General features: G+C 72.9%; 11 protein-coding genes and 1 riboswitch. Of the genes, 8 read left to right on the forward strand and 3 right to left on the reverse strand.

The window, feature by feature from the left end:
- Window positions 1-54: 54 nt before the first annotated feature.
- Together ACFSL4_RS16490 and ACFSL4_RS16495 are read right to left on the reverse strand one after the other, a co-directional pair.
- Complete coding sequence (locus ACFSL4_RS16490; RefSeq protein WP_381083176.1) at window positions 55-1,185, reverse strand: alpha/beta hydrolase; 1,131 nt, start codon at window positions 1,183-1,185, stop codon at window positions 55-57.
- A gap of 99 nt (window positions 1,186-1,284) precedes the next feature.
- Window positions 1,285-2,013, reverse strand: coding sequence for a class II aldolase/adducin family protein (locus tag ACFSL4_RS16495; protein ID WP_381083178.1), 729 nt, complete (start codon window positions 2,011-2,013; stop codon window positions 1,285-1,287).
- 233 nt (window positions 2,014-2,246) lie between these two features.
- On the opposite strand from ACFSL4_RS16495, the gene ACFSL4_RS16500 reads away from it, so the two are divergent.
- The 4 genes from ACFSL4_RS16500 to ACFSL4_RS16515 all read left to right on the forward strand — a co-directional run bounded on the left by ACFSL4_RS16500 (window position 2,247) and on the right by ACFSL4_RS16515 (window position 5,364).
- A complete protein-coding gene (locus tag ACFSL4_RS16500; RefSeq protein ID WP_381083180.1) occupies window positions 2,247-3,527 on the forward strand; it encodes an inorganic phosphate transporter in 1,281 nt (426 codons plus the stop codon).
- A 14-nt stretch (window positions 3,528-3,541) separates the two neighbouring features.
- Window positions 3,542-3,760: a hypothetical protein gene (locus tag ACFSL4_RS16505; protein ID WP_381083182.1), complete on the forward strand. Its 219-nt coding sequence runs from the start codon at window positions 3,542-3,544 to the stop codon at window positions 3,758-3,760.
- A gap of 252 nt (window positions 3,761-4,012) precedes the next feature.
- Entirely contained in the window at window positions 4,013-4,870 is an 858-nt protein-coding gene (locus tag ACFSL4_RS16510) for a helix-turn-helix domain-containing protein (RefSeq protein ID WP_381083184.1), read from the forward strand.
- Between the two features lie 41 nt (window positions 4,871-4,911).
- Complete coding sequence (locus ACFSL4_RS16515) at window positions 4,912-5,364, forward strand: hypothetical protein (protein WP_381083186.1); 453 nt, start codon at window positions 4,912-4,914, stop codon at window positions 5,362-5,364.
- Window positions 5,365-5,634: 270 nt separating this feature from the next.
- Here the strand turns inward: ACFSL4_RS16515 and ACFSL4_RS16520 are convergent, their stop codons facing one another.
- Window positions 5,635-5,856: a DUF397 domain-containing protein gene (locus ACFSL4_RS16520; protein ID WP_381083188.1), complete on the reverse strand. Its 222-nt coding sequence runs from the start codon at window positions 5,854-5,856 to the stop codon at window positions 5,635-5,637.
- Between the two features lie 303 nt (window positions 5,857-6,159).
- A riboswitch (cobalamin riboswitch) is annotated at window positions 6,160-6,298 on the forward strand.
- 101 nt (window positions 6,299-6,399) lie between these two features.
- On the opposite strand from ACFSL4_RS16520, the gene ACFSL4_RS16525 reads away from it, so the two are divergent.
- The 4 genes from ACFSL4_RS16525 to ACFSL4_RS16540 form a co-directional block, all read left to right on the forward strand.
- Window positions 6,400-7,356, forward strand: a complete 957-nt coding sequence (locus ACFSL4_RS16525; protein WP_381083190.1) for a cobalamin biosynthesis protein — start codon at window positions 6,400-6,402, stop codon at window positions 7,354-7,356.
- Window positions 7,353-8,861 carry a cobyric acid synthase gene (locus ACFSL4_RS16530; RefSeq protein ID WP_381083192.1) on the forward strand — a complete coding sequence of 503 codons (1,509 nt, stop codon included), beginning with the start codon at window positions 7,353-7,355 and terminating at the stop codon, window positions 8,859-8,861. The genes ACFSL4_RS16525 and ACFSL4_RS16530 overlap by 4 nt, the downstream gene beginning before the upstream one ends.
- Complete coding sequence (gene cobN, locus ACFSL4_RS16535) at window positions 8,858-12,508, forward strand: cobaltochelatase subunit CobN (protein ID WP_381083194.1); 3,651 nt, start codon at window positions 8,858-8,860, stop codon at window positions 12,506-12,508. Before ACFSL4_RS16530 ends, cobN begins: the two co-directional genes overlap by 4 nt.
- Before the next feature lie 178 nt (window positions 12,509-12,686).
- Window positions 12,687-13,837, forward strand: a 1,151-nt coding sequence (locus ACFSL4_RS16540) for a magnesium chelatase ATPase subunit I (protein ID WP_381083196.1), incomplete at its 3' end; no start/stop codon positions are given.

Consider the following 13,837-nt stretch of genomic DNA (forward strand, 5'->3'; position numbering starts at 1 on the left):
TGCACGGGGTTGCGATCCGGGGTGCGGCGGCTGGGCGGCGGGCCGGCCCGCGCCTCACATGAGCGGGGTCAGGAAGCGCCGCATGGCCTCTTCGTAGGCGGCGGGGTCCGCGTTCCACATCGCTCCGTGCGGGGCGCCCTGCACGGTATGAAGGGTGACGAGGTCCGGGCGGCGCTGCGCGAGTCGGCGCGAGGGTCCCCAGGGGGCGACCGCGTCGTCGGGGCCGTGGAAGATCAGGACGGGCAGCGAGAGGCGGTCCGTGGCGACGGTCTCCCGTACCCGGTCGAGGTGCAGACCGGCACGGCCCTGGGCGGCGCGCACCGCCAGCGGCAGCAGGGCGCCGGGGGTGCGGCGGGCCACGGCCAGGGCGCGCAGCGTGGTCTCCCAGCTGAGCACGGGCGAGTCCAGGACGAGCCCGGAGATCCGCTCGCGCAGCGAGGAGTACGCGGCGGCGCGCAGCGCCATGGTGGCGCCGGTGGACCAGCCGTGCAGGACGACGCGCTCGGCGCCGTGGACCACGGCGTAGCGGATGGCGGCGTCCACGTCGTGCCACTCGGTCTCGCCGAGGTGGTTCAGGCCGTCCGGGGGCCGCGGTGCCCCGGGGTCGCCGCGGTAGGCGGGGTCGAGGACCGGGAAGCGGTGGCGGCTGAGGAACTCCATGACGTTCATGGGATGTTCCCGGGTGGCGCCCAGGCCGTGCACGGTGATCACCCACGTGTCGCGGGCGCCGGGTACGAACCAGGCGGGCAGGGTCCCGAGTTCGCCGGGCACGTCGACATCGGTGTGGCGGAGGCCGAGGGCGGTGGCCGGGTCGCCGATGTGCACGGCGGGGGTGAGCCAGGCCCGGCCGCCGGGTTCCATCGTGCCCCGGGTGACGCGTTCCAGGCGGCGTACGACGGTGTCGGCGGAGTGCGGGGCGGTGTGCAGGACCGGGCCGACGACCGCGTGCGAGCCGTTGGCGGACAGGCCGTAGACGCCGGGGCGCTGGGAGGCCAGGTCCCGGGTGAGGGTGATCCGGCCGGCCGCCGTGGAGTGCACGGTGAGGCGGGGCTCGGTGGGCAGCGGGCGGCCCGGCGGCGCCTTGAGCGCCGCGTTGCTGGCCATGCGGCCCACGACGAGGCCGGCCGCGGCTGCTGCGACGATGGCTGCGGTGGCGGCTGCGGTCGCCGCTGTGACAGTGCGCACCCGTCCAGTCTCGCGGTGGAGCCCGCCCCCGGCCAGTGGGAGGACGGCGCGGGTGACCCCGCCGGGCGCGTCCGGGCACGGCCGTCGCCGCCCCGGCCCTTACGGCTGCCCGTATCCCCGCAGCCGCTCCCCCACCTCCGCCACCTGCTCCCGGGTGAGCAGTGCCGGTGTGAGGCCGGGTACGGAGGACGCCGCCAGCCAGACGCGGCACATCCACTCCAGTTGGGCGGTGCGGTCGTAGGCCTGGGTCAGCGACGACCCGTGGGCGAGCGTGCCGTGGTTCTCCAGGAGACAGGCGCTGCGGCCCCTCAGGGCCCGGAGGGTGTTCTCGGCCAACTCGGGCGTGCCGTAGGTCGCGTACGGGGCGACCCGGACCGGTCCGCCGAGGGCGGCGGCCATGTAGTGGATCAGCGGCAGCTCCGGGACCAGGGTGGAGACCGCCGTCGCGTGCACGGCGTGCGTGTGGACGACGGCACGCGCCCCGGTGGTGCGGTAGACGGCCAGGTGCATCGGCAACTCGCTCGTCGGACGCAGCGAGCCGAGCACCTGCCCGCCGTCGAGGCCGACACCGACCGCGTCGCCCGGCGTCAGCCGCTCGTACGGCACGCCCGTGGGTGTGACCAGCACGATGTCTCCGACGCGGACGGAGACGTTGCCCGACGTGCCGACGACCAGCCCGTCGGCGACGGTGCGGCGGGCCGTCGCGACGAGTTCGTCCCACGCCCGCGCCACCTCGTCCGCGGTATCCGTCCCGCCCCACCCCCGGCCGCCCGCCGCGTCCTCCGGTACGGCCCGTGCGTCCCGTGCGTCGTCTCGCTGCTCAGCCATGACGCGATCCTGCCAGACGCCGCGTACAGCCCGGTGACGGGACCGAGCGGACCCGAAGGCTTCCGGAGGGTGGAATTCCGCCTTCGTTCGAGAGCGCCACCGCCGCCGCCCCACCCCAAGCGGAGCCGCCACACCCCGATCGGTACACCTCCCGGCCCGCCTTCGTTCATCTTCTGTTCATCCAGGTTACGTACGGTCCACGCGCCACTGACGTCCCAGAGAAGCCCGGGTAAATGGAACACATCACGCTCCTCCTCGGAATCGTGATCGTCACCGCTCTCGTGTTCGATTTCACGAACGGTTTCCACGACACGGCCAACGCGATGGCCACGACCATCTCGACCGGTGCCCTCAAGCCCAAGACGGCGGTGGCCATGTCCGCCGTGCTGAACCTCGTCGGCGCCTTCCTCTCGGTGGAGGTCGCCAAGACGATCTCCGGCGGCATCATCAACGAACAGGGCATACGCGTCGAAGTGATCTTCGCGGCCCTGGTGGGCGCGATCCTCTGGAACCTGCTGACCTGGCTCCTCGGCCTGCCGTCGAGCTCCTCCCACGCCCTCTTCGGCGGCCTGATCGGCGCCGCCGTCACCTCCGCCGGCTGGTCCGCGGTGAACGGCTCGACGATCGTCACCAAGGTCCTGATCCCCGCGGTCGCCGCGCCGATCGTGGCGGGCCTCGCCTCGATGCTGGCGACGCGCCTGTCGTACACCTTCAGCCACCACGCCGACGAGAAGGCGAGCGCGAAGGGCTACCGCGCCGGGCAGATAGCCTCGGCCGGTCTGGTCTCCCTGGCGCACGGCACCAACGACGCACAGAAGACGATGGGCGTCATCACGCTGGCACTCGTCACCGGTGACGTCGTCGCCCCCGGCTCGAACCCTCCCACCTGGGTCATCGTCTCGGCCGGTACGGCCATCGCGCTCGGCACCTACCTCGGCGGCTGGCGCATCATCCGCACGATGGGCAAGGGCCTGACGGACCTGGCCCCACAGCAGGGCTTCGCCGCCCAGACCAGCGCCGCGACCGCGATCCTCGCCTCCTCCCACCTCGGCTTCTCGCTCTCCACCACCCAGGTCGTCTCCGGCGCCGTCATGGGTTCCGGCCTCGGCCGCAAGGGCGCCGCGGTGCGCTGGTCGACCGCGACCAGGATGCTCGTCGCCTGGGTCCTGACCCTTCCGGCCGCCGGCCTGGTCGGCGGCGCCGCCGAAGTCCTCACCAAGCAGGGCTCCTGGGGCACGGCCGCCACGGGAGTGCTGCTGGTCGCCGGCGCCGGTGTCATCTGGGCCCGCTCCCGCCGCAAGCCGGTCACGGTCCACAACGTCAACGACGTCGAGACGGAGCCCTCGGGCGTCGTCACGACCGCGATCGCCGCGGTGATCCCGCCGCCGGCGAGCCCGGTCACGACGGACGACACCGCGGCGGAAAGCGCCGCGACGGACGGCGCCGACCCGAAGACCACCCTCCAGGCCCCGGACGGCCCCTCCGCGGAGCCGACCCGCCCCGCGACGGTATAAGGGAGTACACCCCCATGAAGATCGACTGGGCAGCCCTCGGCTCCGTCTTCGGCGTCAGCCTCATCGTCACCGTGGCCCTGGTGGGCCTGTTCACCCTGGGCGTCGTCGGCCTCACGAAGAAGGAGACGGCGCGTGGCGGCACGGCCGCCCTGGCGGCCACCGGCGCGTACGTCTGCTTCGCGGCGTGCGCGGCGGCGGTGTCGTACGGGATCTATCTGATCGTGGCCAAGTAACCCCCGCAGCTCGTCCGCACGCTCGGGCGCGCACGGCCAAGCCCCCGCAGTGACGATCACTGCGGGGGCTGATCTTTGTTAGATATATGCCGATTTGCTACGGTCTACCCCGCATACGACCACGTCGAAAAGACAGGTGGCGAAGCGGCATGACTCTGGCCGCCTACGCCCAACTCACCTACTCTAATGGATGAGTTGCTGCCCGACGTTGGCCGCCCGACCAGCCGAAGACGACGTGTAGCAGGGAGCGACATGGCCAGGGACATCGATCCGAGCCTGAACCGACGCAGGCTCCGTATCGAGTTGCGCAAGGCGCGGGAGGAAGCCGGTCTCACCCAGCGGGAGGCGGCCGACGCGCTGGAGTGGTCACTGTCGAAACTGATCCGGCTGGAAGCCGGCACGGTCAGCCTCAGCGTCACGGACCTGCGCGCCCTGCTCCAGCTGTACCGGGTGACGGACCCCGGGCTGGTGGGCGAGCTGGAGGAGGCGGCCCGCGGCTCGAAGGGGCCGTCCTGGTGGGCGCCGTACAGCGACATGGTGCGGCCGCAGTTCGCCCAGTACCTGGGCTACGAGAGCGCCGCGACCTCGATCCGCTTCTACCACCCGTCGGTCGTCTACTCGCTGTTCCAGATCGAGGACTACACGATGGCCCAGCTGGAACCCCGCGAGACCGCCGAAGTGGCCCGGCGCTCGGCGGAGCTGCGCACCACCCGGCAGGAGCGGATCTTCGACGGCGAGCAGGGGCCCGACGTGAGCATCGTGCTGGACGAGGCGGTCGTGCGGAGGGTCATCGGCGGACCGGGGGTGATGCGACGTCAGCTGGAACACCTCAAGACGATGTCCCGGCACCCCAGGGTCACCATGCGCCTGCTGCCGTTCACGGCGGGCGCCCACTACAGCATGGGCGGGTCCTTCACCCTGCTCGGCTTCAAGGACGACGACGACCTGCTCTATCTGGAGGGCGCCACCGGCAGCGTGGCGAACCGGGACGACCTCGACCTCACGTCCCGCTACCAGGAGTGCTTCGAGGACATCAGCAACAAGGCGTACGACGGTGACCGGATGATCGAGCTGATCGACGCGGTCAAGGAGAGTCTCGACAACAGCTGAAGCCCGGGAAGAACGGCCCGGGCGGACAACGGGGAGGGGCCATGGCGGCCTTGGGGATCGCTGACTGGTACAGGCGGCTGCGCACGCTCCGCTTCGTCGCGACGGGCAGGCCGCCGGGCGTCCCGCCGCGGCCCGCCGGGCCGCACGAGGGCGCCCCCGCGCTCCATGAGGCGGAGCACACGGGCGGCGAGGACGGCACACGGCTCCCGGGCGGCCGTCTGCTGCTGGGCACGGCGTGCGGCAGCGTCCTGCTGTTCGGCATCGCCGTGTCCGCCCGGGTGGCGCCCAGCCTCGCGCTGGACGCTCTGACCCCCCTGACCACGACGGTGGTGGGGGTGCTCGGCGCGGCCGCCGTCACCGCGCTCGCGGCCTGCGTCGGCCGGTCGCTGCGCGGCCGCTCGTCGGCGCCGCGCGCCCCCGGGCTCAGCGGGTCCCCGAGCCCCGCGGACGAACCGTCGCCACAGCCCGGTCGAGAACGCGGAGACGCTCCGTGACGGGGGTGAGGCCCCACCACAGGCCGGCGCTGGCGGCCGCGACGATCGTCACCACGAGCCAGACCAGGGCCCGCGCCGTGGATCCCGGTACGAGCAGCGCGGCGAGCGCTCCGACGCCCACCGCGAACACCCCCGTGGTCAGGGAGAAGAGTGCCAGCGGGGCCGCCGCCGACAAGGACGGGCGCGGAGTGCGGGGACCGCCCGCGCGTGCCGAGACATCCCTGGCCCTGTCTGCCATACGGGTCCCCTCCCGCCCTCTGGACGGCCCCTTCAGAAACCGTCGGCCGCCGGGTTCTCAAGTCCAGCCAGCAAACCACACCACGCGGAACGGCGAAAGACGAGCACCGGCCCGGCCCGCCGTTTCGAGTCACGCACGAGCACGTGCGCTGTCTCCACGGTCACTTCGACACAGTCGTTGTTGTCCCCTCCCGAGTGACTGCTCTTGCGCCACACCCGCCCCGTCGGGTCCCTGCCGATCACACCGACCTCCACTCACCAGTCAGCGCACCGACACAGCGTCCTCACCGTGACGCTCCCGAGCGCCGTGTCCCACCGCTGCCACAGGCAACAGAGGCCCGGCCACACCAGGTTCGTCTCCCCGCAACGAATCACCCAATGCCGCTCGTCGGCGCTCTCCGCGTTGGTCATACCGATTCGTTCGTAGTGCCGTCCCTAGTCTTCCCAGCTTCTCCGCGCGGAAAGAGCGCAGAAAGCGCCGATTCGGGTGGCTGACGATATTTCAGCGGTGTGGGGCTCAGCACACCGCAGCGTCGCAGGTCAAGACCCAGTTGACGGGTGTTCCGGAGGCGTGGTGGACTGCCGGGGCCACCACGGCGGCAGGAGAGGAAGCCGGTGCAAGTCCGGCGCGGTCCCGCCACTGTCACCGGGAAGGAACGTCCCGGGAGCCAGGAACTCTCACCGCCGGTCTCATCGAACCAGGGCGTGGACACCCTGAGTGAGGACATATCGCCATGCGCGGCTGCCGATCGAGGTTCCGTACCCGCCCCCTGCCCGACCCCACGGTCGGCTGAACCGATGGGTGCCGATCGCGTCTTCGCGTACGGCGCCGCCGCCGGCCTCCTCGGTGACCTCCTGCTCGGCGATCCGCGCCGAGGGCATCCGGTCGCCGCGTTCGGGCGGGCCGCGGGCGTCGTGGAGCGGGTGTTGTGGCGGGACCACCGCGGGTGGGGCGCGCTGCACACCGCCGTGTGCGCCGGGGGCGCCGTGGCGACCGCGGCGCTGGCCGCGTCCGCCGCGCGCCCCTCGCGCGCCGCGTCCCTGGCCCTGACCGCCGCCGCCACCTGGGCTGTTGTCGGGGGGACGTCCCTGGCGCGGGAGGCGCGGGCCGTCGGGCACTCCCTGGAGGCAGGGGACATCGAGGCCGCCCGTGCGCGGCTGCCCCATCTGTGCGGACGGGACCCCCAGGCACTCGACGCCGACGGGATCGCGCGGGCGGTCGTGGAGTCCGTCGCCGAGAACACCTCCGACGCCGTGGTGGGCGCGCTGGTGTGGGGAGCCGTCGCCGGTGTGCCCGGGCTCGTCGGCTTCCGTGCCGTCAACACCCTCGACGCCATGGTGGGTCACACCTCGCCCCGGTACCGGCGGTTCGGGTGGTCCTCCGCCCGGCTCGACGACCTCGCCGGATGGCCGGGGGCGCGGCTGACCGCCCTCCTCACCGCGGCCTCCGGCCCCGACCCGCGCGGCGCCGTGCGCGCCTGGCGTGCCGACGCCGCGCGGCATCCGAGCCCCAACGCGGGCCCGGTGGAGGCCGCGTTCGCGGGCGCCCTGGGCGTACGGCTGGGCGGAACGCTGTCGTACGGGGGCCGTGTCGAGCACCGGCCCGTCCTCAACGTGGCGGGGAGCGCGGTGCGCACGGACGACATCGAACGGGCGGTACGGCTCTCCCGCCGGGTGAGCGGGCTCGCGCTCGGCGTCACCCTCGCCGGGCGCCTCATGGCCCGACGGCTTCTCTCGAAGGGACGGACGTCATGAGCGGCGGACTCCTCGTCGCCGGCACCACCTCCGACGCCGGCAAGAGCGTCGTCACCGCCGGGATCTGCCGCTGGCTGGTACGGCAGGGAGTGAAGGTCGCGCCCTTCAAGGCGCAGAACATGTCCCTCAACTCCTTCGTCACCCGCGAGGGTGCCGAGATCGGGCGGGCGCAGGCCATGCAGGCCCAGGCGTGCCGCATCGAGCCGACCGCGCTGATGAACCCCGTACTGCTCAAGCCGGGCGGCGAGCGAAGCAGCCAGGTCGTGCTGCTCGGCAGGCCGGTCGGCGAGCTGAGCGCGCGCGGGTACCACGGGGGGCGGCAACGGCAGCTTCTCGGCACCGTCCTGGACTGCCTCGCCGAGTTGCGGGGCACCTATGACGCGGTGATCTGCGAGGGGGCCGGCAGTCCTGCCGAGATCAATCTGCGGCGCACCGACATCGTGAACATGGGGATCGCCCGCAACGCCCGGCTCCCCGTCCTCGTCGTCGGCGACATCGACCGCGGTGGCGTCTTCGCCTCCTTCTTCGGCACGGTCGCGCTGCTCTCGCGCGAGGACCAGGAGCTCGTCGCCGGATTCCTCGTCAACAAGTTCCGCGGCGACGTCTCACTGCTGGAGCCGGGGCTCGACATGCTGCACGGGCTCACCGGACGGCGGACGTACGGCGTGCTGCCGTTCCGGCACGGCCTCGGGATCGACGAGGAGGACGGGCTGCAGGTGTCCCTCCGGGGTGCCGTGCGCGAGTCGCGGATCGCCGCGCCGGTCGGCGAGGACGTGCTGCGGGTCGCCGTGTGCGCCGTCCCCCTCATGTCCAACTTCACCGACGTGGACGCGCTGGCCGCCGAGCCGGGCGTGGTGGTCCGGTTCGTGGACAGGCCCGAGGAGCTGGCCGACGCCGACCTCGTCGTCGTCCCCGGCACCCGCGGCACCGTCAGGGCCCTGGAGTGGCTGCGCGAGCGCGGCCTGGCGGACGCCCTGGTGCGCAGGGCCGCGGAAGGACGCCCGGTCCTCGGCATCTGCGGTGGCTTCCAGATCCTCGGCGAGCACATCGAGGACGAGGTGGAGAGCCGCAGGGGACACGTCGACGGGCTGGGGGTGCTGCCGGTGCGGGTCCGGTTCGCGCGGGAGAAGACCCTGACCCGGCCCTCCGGCGAGGCCCTCGGCGAGCGCGTCGAGGGGTACGAGATCCACCACGGGGTCGCCGAGGTCACCGGTGGCGATCCCTTCCTCGACGGCTGCCGGGCCGGTCAGACCTGGGGCACCCACTGGCACGGCTCCCTGGAGGCGGACGGTTTCCGGCGGGCGTTCCTGCGCGAGGTGGCGGCCGCCGCGGGCCGCCGCTTCGTGCCCGCGCCCGACACGTCGTTCGCCGCGCTGCGCGAGGAGCAGCTCGACCGGCTCGGCGACCTGATCGAACAGCACGCGGACACGGACGCGCTGTGGCGGCTCATCGAGTCGGGCGCGCCGCCAGGACTGCCCTTCATTCCCCCGGGAGCGCCCGCATGAGCACAGTGTTGTTGTTGTCGACCGCCGACACGGATCTGCTGGCGGCCCGTGCCTCCGGCGCGCCCTACCGGATCGGCAACCCGGTCCGGGTGGACGTCGACACCGAGCTGCCCGCCCTCCTGGAGGGCGCGGACATCGCCGTCGTACGTCTGCTGGGCGGCAAGCGAGCCTGGGATCACGGGCTCGCCCGGCTGAGGGCCTCCGGTGTCCCGACCGTGCTGCTGGGCGGAGAGTCCGTGCCCGACGCCGAGCTGATGGCCGAGTCGTCCGCGCCCGCGGGGGTCGTGTCCGAGGCGCTGCGCTACCTCGTGGAGGGCGGCCCCGCCAACCTCGCGGAAATGGCCCGGTTCCTGTCCGACACCGTGCTGCTGACCGGCGAGGGGTTCGTCGAGCCGCGCACGATGCCCGAGTACGGGGTCCATGGGGAGCGGGGGCACGTCGAGGGGCGGCCCACCGTCGGCGTGCTCTTCTACCGGGCCCATGAACTGAGCGGCAACACAGCCTTCGTGGACGCGCTGTGCGACGCGATCGAGGCGAAGGGCGCCAACGCCCTGCCGGTGTACTGCGGTTCGCTGCGCGGCGCCGACCCGGGGCTGTACGCACTGCTGTCGGGGGCCGACGCCCTGGTGGCCACCGTCCTCGCCGCCGGCGGCACGCACGCCTCCCAGGCGTCGGCGGGCGGCGGAGAGGAGTCCTGGGACGTCGGGGCACTCGCGGACCTCGGTGTCCCGGTGCTCCAGGGCCTGTGCCTGACCTCCTCCCGCGCCGCGTGGGAGGAGTCCGACGCCGCCCTCTCCCCCATGGACGCGGCCATGCAGGTCGCGATCCCGGAGTTCGACGGCCGCCTCGTCACGGTCCCCTTCTCCTTCAAGGAGCAGGGCCCGGACGGCGTACCGGTGTACGCGGCCGACCCGGAGCGGGCGGCGCGGGTCGCCGGGATCGCCGTACGGCACGCGCGGCTGCGGCACACGGCGAACGCCGACAAGCGGATCGCGCTCGTCTTCACCGCCTACCCGACCAAGCACTCGCGGGTCGGCAACGCGGTCGGCCTGGACACGCCCGCGTCGGCGGTACGGGTCCTGGACGCGCTGCGCGACGCGGGGTACGCCGTCGAGGGGCACCCCGCGGAGGGCGACGAGCTGATCCACCGGCTCATCGAGGCCGGCGGCCACGACGTGGAGTGGCTGACGGAGGAGCAGCTGGCCGCCGCGCCCGCGCGGGTGCCCCTCGCCGACTACCGGGCGTGGTTCGAGGCTCTCGACCCGGAGCTGCGGGACGCGATGACCCGGACGTGGGGCGAGCCGCCGGGCGGCCTGTACGTCGACGGTGACGACATCGTGCTGGCGTCGCTGCGGTTCGGGAACGTCGTCGTGATGATCCAGCCGCCGCGCGGCTTCGGCGAGAACCCGATCGCGATCTACCACGACCCCGACATGCCGCCGTCGCACCACTACATGGCGGCGTACCGCTGGCTGGAGGACACGTTCCGGGCCGACGCCGTGGTGCACATGGGCAAGCACGGCACCCTGGAGTGGCTGCCGGGCAAGGGCCTCGGACTCGGCCGGGGCTGCGCGCCGGACGCCGTCCTCGGCGAGCTGCCCCTGGTCTACCCCTTCATCGTCAACGACCCCGGCGAGGGCACCCAGGCCAAACGGCGCGGGCACGCCACCGTCGTCGACCACCTCGTACCGCCGATGGCGCGCGCCGACACCTATGGCGACCTGGCGAAACTGGAGCAACTGCTCGACGAGTACGCGCTGGTGTCCGACCTGGACCCGGCGAAGGCGCCCGCCGTACGGGCCCAGATCTGGACCCTCGTCAAGGCCGCCGAGCTGCACCACGACCTGCACGTGGACGAGCAGCCGGACGAGGACGCGTTCGACGAGTTCGTCATGCACATCGACGGCTATCTGTGCGAGATCAAGGACGTGCAGATCCGTGACGGACTGCACGTGCTGGGCGGCGGCCCGGTGGGCGGGCCGCGCGTGAACCTGGTGCTCGCCGTGCTGCGCGCCGCGCAGGTGTGGGGCGGCCGGGCGAACGCGCTCCCGGGCCTGCGGGCGTCGCTCGCCGGGCAGTTCGGCCTGGTGGAGAAGGACCTGCTCGCACGGCCCGGCGCCCCGGTGAAGGTGCCGGCCGAGCTGACGGACCTGGTCGAAGGCCCCGCCCGTACCGCGGCGGACGCGATCGACCTCCTGGAGGTGCTGTGCCGCCGCCTCACGGAGGGCATGGAGGCGCGGGCCTGGGACGCCGGGGCCGTGCCCGGCCTCGTGCGGGAGGTGCTCGGCACGGATCCGCCGGACGCGGTGGCCGTCCTGGAGTTCGCGTGTGCCGAGGTCGTGCCCCGGCTGGCCCGGACCACCGACGAGATCGGGCACATCCTCACGGCCCTCGACGGCGGCTACGTCCCGGCCGGGCCCTCGGGCTCCCCCACCCGGGGTCTGGTCAACGTCCTGCCGACCGGCCGCAACTTCTACTCCGTCGACCCCAAGGCCATTCCCTCGCGGCTGAGCTGGGAGGTCGGGCAGTCGCTGGCGGACTCGCTGGTCGCCCGCCATCTCGGCGACACCGGCGAGTACCCCAGGTCCGTGGGCCTGACCGTCTGGGGCACGTCCGCCATGCGCACCCAGGGCGACGACATCGCCGAGATCCTCGCGCTGCTCGGCTGCCGCCCGGTGTGGGACGACGCCTCGCGCCGGGTGACCGGCTTCGAGATCGTGCCGCTCGCCGAGCTGGGCCGCCCTCGCATCGACGTCACGGTCCGTATCTCGGGCTTCTTCCGCGACGCGTTCCCGCACGTCGTGGGCCTCCTCGACGACGCCGTACGGGCGGTCGCCGAGCTGGACGAGCCCGCCGAGCGGAACTTCGTGCGGGCGCACGCCGACGAGGACACCGCCGTCCACGGCGACCGGCGGCGCGCGACCGCCCGCATCTTCGGCTCCAAGCCGGGCGCGTACGGCGCGGGACTGCTGCCGCTGATCGACGCGCGGAACTGGAGGTCCGACGCCGACCTCGCCGAGGTGTACGCCGTGTGGGGCGGCTACGCGTACGGGCGCGGACTCGACGGCCGGGCGGCGCGCGGCGACATGGAGACGGCGTTCCGGCGGATCGCGGTGGCGGCGAAGAACGTCGACACGAGAGAGCATGACATCGCGGACGCGGACGACTACTTCCAGTACCACGGCGGCATGGTGGCCATGGTGCGGCACCTGACGGGCGCGAGCCCGGAGGCGTATGTCGGCGACTCCGCCGTACCGGACCAGGTGAAGACTCGGACGCTGGGCGAGGAGACACACCGGGTGTTCCGCGCGCGTGTCGTCAACCCGCGGTGGATGAGCGCCATGAGGCGGCACGGGTACAAGGGTGCTTTTGAGATGGCGGCGACCGTGGACTACCTCTTCGGGTACGACGCCACGGCGGGTGTGGTCGACGACTGGATGTACGAGAGGCTCAGCACGGAGTACGTCTTCGACCCGGAGAACCGGGACTTCATGAGGAAGTCCAACCCGTGGGCACTGCGCGGGATCACCGAGCGGCTGCTGGAGGCGGCTGACCGGGGGCTGTGGGCGGAGCCGGACCAGGAGACCCTGGACCGGCTCCGGGCGACCTACCTCGAACTTGAGGGAGATCTGGAGGGGGACGCGTGATCTCCCTCGAAATCCCCTCGGCGGCGGGGAGCACTTGTCCTCGTCCAGTCCCGGAGCGTCGATGGGCGGACCATCCCCGCGTTGGCGGAGCCCGGACTTCAGCCTTGGCGGTTCTTCGGCTTGGCCACGAATCGTTCGAATCGTTCTGTCGTACATCGCCCGAAGGAGTGATCACTGCGTGAGTACGCCCTATCCCTTCAGTGCGCTTGTCGGCCAGGACGACCTCCGATTGGCACTTCTGCTCAACGCGGTGAGCCCGGCGGTAGGTGGCGTGCTGGTGCGTGGCGAGAAGGGCACCGCGAAGAGCACCGCCGTTCGTGCCCTCTCGGCGCTGCTGCCGACGGTCGACGTGGTCTCCGGGTGCCGTTTCTCGTGCGATCCCGCCGCGCCCGACCCGGGCTGCCCGGACGGGCCGCACCGGGCGGCCGAGGGCACGCGACGGCCCGCGCGCATGGTCGAGCTGCCCGTCGGCGCCTCCGAGGACCGGCTCGTGGGCGCCCTGGACATCGAACGGGCTCTCGCCGAGGGCGTGAAGGCGTTCGAGCCGGGACTGCTGGCCGACGCGCACCGCGGCATCCTGTACGTCGACGAGGTCAACCTCCTGCACGACCACCTCGTGGATCTGCTGCTGGACGCGGCGGCGATGGGCGCCTCCTACGTCGAGCGTGAGGGGGTCTCCGTGCGGCACGCCGCACGGTTCCTGCTTGTCGGGACCATGAACCCCGAAGAAGGCGAACTGCGTCCCCAACTGCTGGACCGCTTCGGTCTCACGGTCGAGGTGGCCGCCTCACGGGAGCCCGACCAGCGGGTGGAGGTCGTGCGGCGCAGGCTCGCCTTCGACGACGACCCGGCCGGCTTCGCCGCGCGCTGGGCCGGCGAGGAGGCCGCCGTGCGGCAGCGGATCGTCGCCGCGCGGGAGCTGCTGCCGTCGGTGCGGCTGGGTGACGGGGCGCTGCGGCAGATCGCGGCGACTTGCTCGGCCTTCGAGGTCGACGGGATGCGGGCCGACATCGTGATGGCCCGGACGGCGACAGCGCTGGCGGCGTGGGCCGGGCGGACCGACGTGCTCGCCGAGGACGTGCGGCAGGCGGCGCTGTTGGCGCTGCCGCATCGCAGACGACGTTCGCCCTTCGACGCCCCCGGGCTCGACGAGGACAAGCTCGACGAGACGTTGGAGGAGTTCTCGGGCAACGATGATCCCGGCCCCGACCCGGGCCCCGACGGCGGCGGACCGGGCGGGGGCGGCGGACAGCCAGACGCCGGGCCGCAGGGCGGTGTCACCGGCGCGCGGCCCGAGGCCGGTGAGGACGGGCGGCCGCAGGCCGCCGG

The organism is Streptomyces caeni (assembly GCF_042678285.1).
In the GTDB taxonomy this organism is placed as follows: domain Bacteria; phylum Actinomycetota; class Actinomycetes; order Streptomycetales; family Streptomycetaceae; genus Streptomyces; species Streptomyces caeni.

What these genes read in the sequence shown, in the direction of transcription:
- cobN (WP_381083194.1), top strand. Translation starts at nt 8,858, where the DNA reads ATGAGCACAGTGTTGTTGTTGTCGACCGCCGACACGGATCTGCTGGCG.
- ACFSL4_RS16500 (WP_381083180.1), top strand. Translation starts at nt 2,247, where the DNA reads ATGGAACACATCACGCTCCTCCTCGGAATCGTGATCGTCACCGCTCTC.
- ACFSL4_RS16495 (WP_381083178.1), bottom strand. Translation starts at nt 2,013, where the DNA reads ATGGCTGAGCAGCGAGACGACGCACGGGACGCACGGGCCGTACCGGAG.
- ACFSL4_RS16505 (WP_381083182.1), top strand. Translation starts at nt 3,542, where the DNA reads ATGAAGATCGACTGGGCAGCCCTCGGCTCCGTCTTCGGCGTCAGCCTC.
- ACFSL4_RS16510 (WP_381083184.1), top strand. Translation starts at nt 4,013, where the DNA reads ATGGCCAGGGACATCGATCCGAGCCTGAACCGACGCAGGCTCCGTATC.
- ACFSL4_RS16515 (WP_381083186.1), top strand. Translation starts at nt 4,912, where the DNA reads ATGGCGGCCTTGGGGATCGCTGACTGGTACAGGCGGCTGCGCACGCTC.
- ACFSL4_RS16525 (WP_381083190.1), top strand. Translation starts at nt 6,400, where the DNA reads ATGGGTGCCGATCGCGTCTTCGCGTACGGCGCCGCCGCCGGCCTCCTC.
- ACFSL4_RS16530 (WP_381083192.1), top strand. Translation starts at nt 7,353, where the DNA reads ATGAGCGGCGGACTCCTCGTCGCCGGCACCACCTCCGACGCCGGCAAG.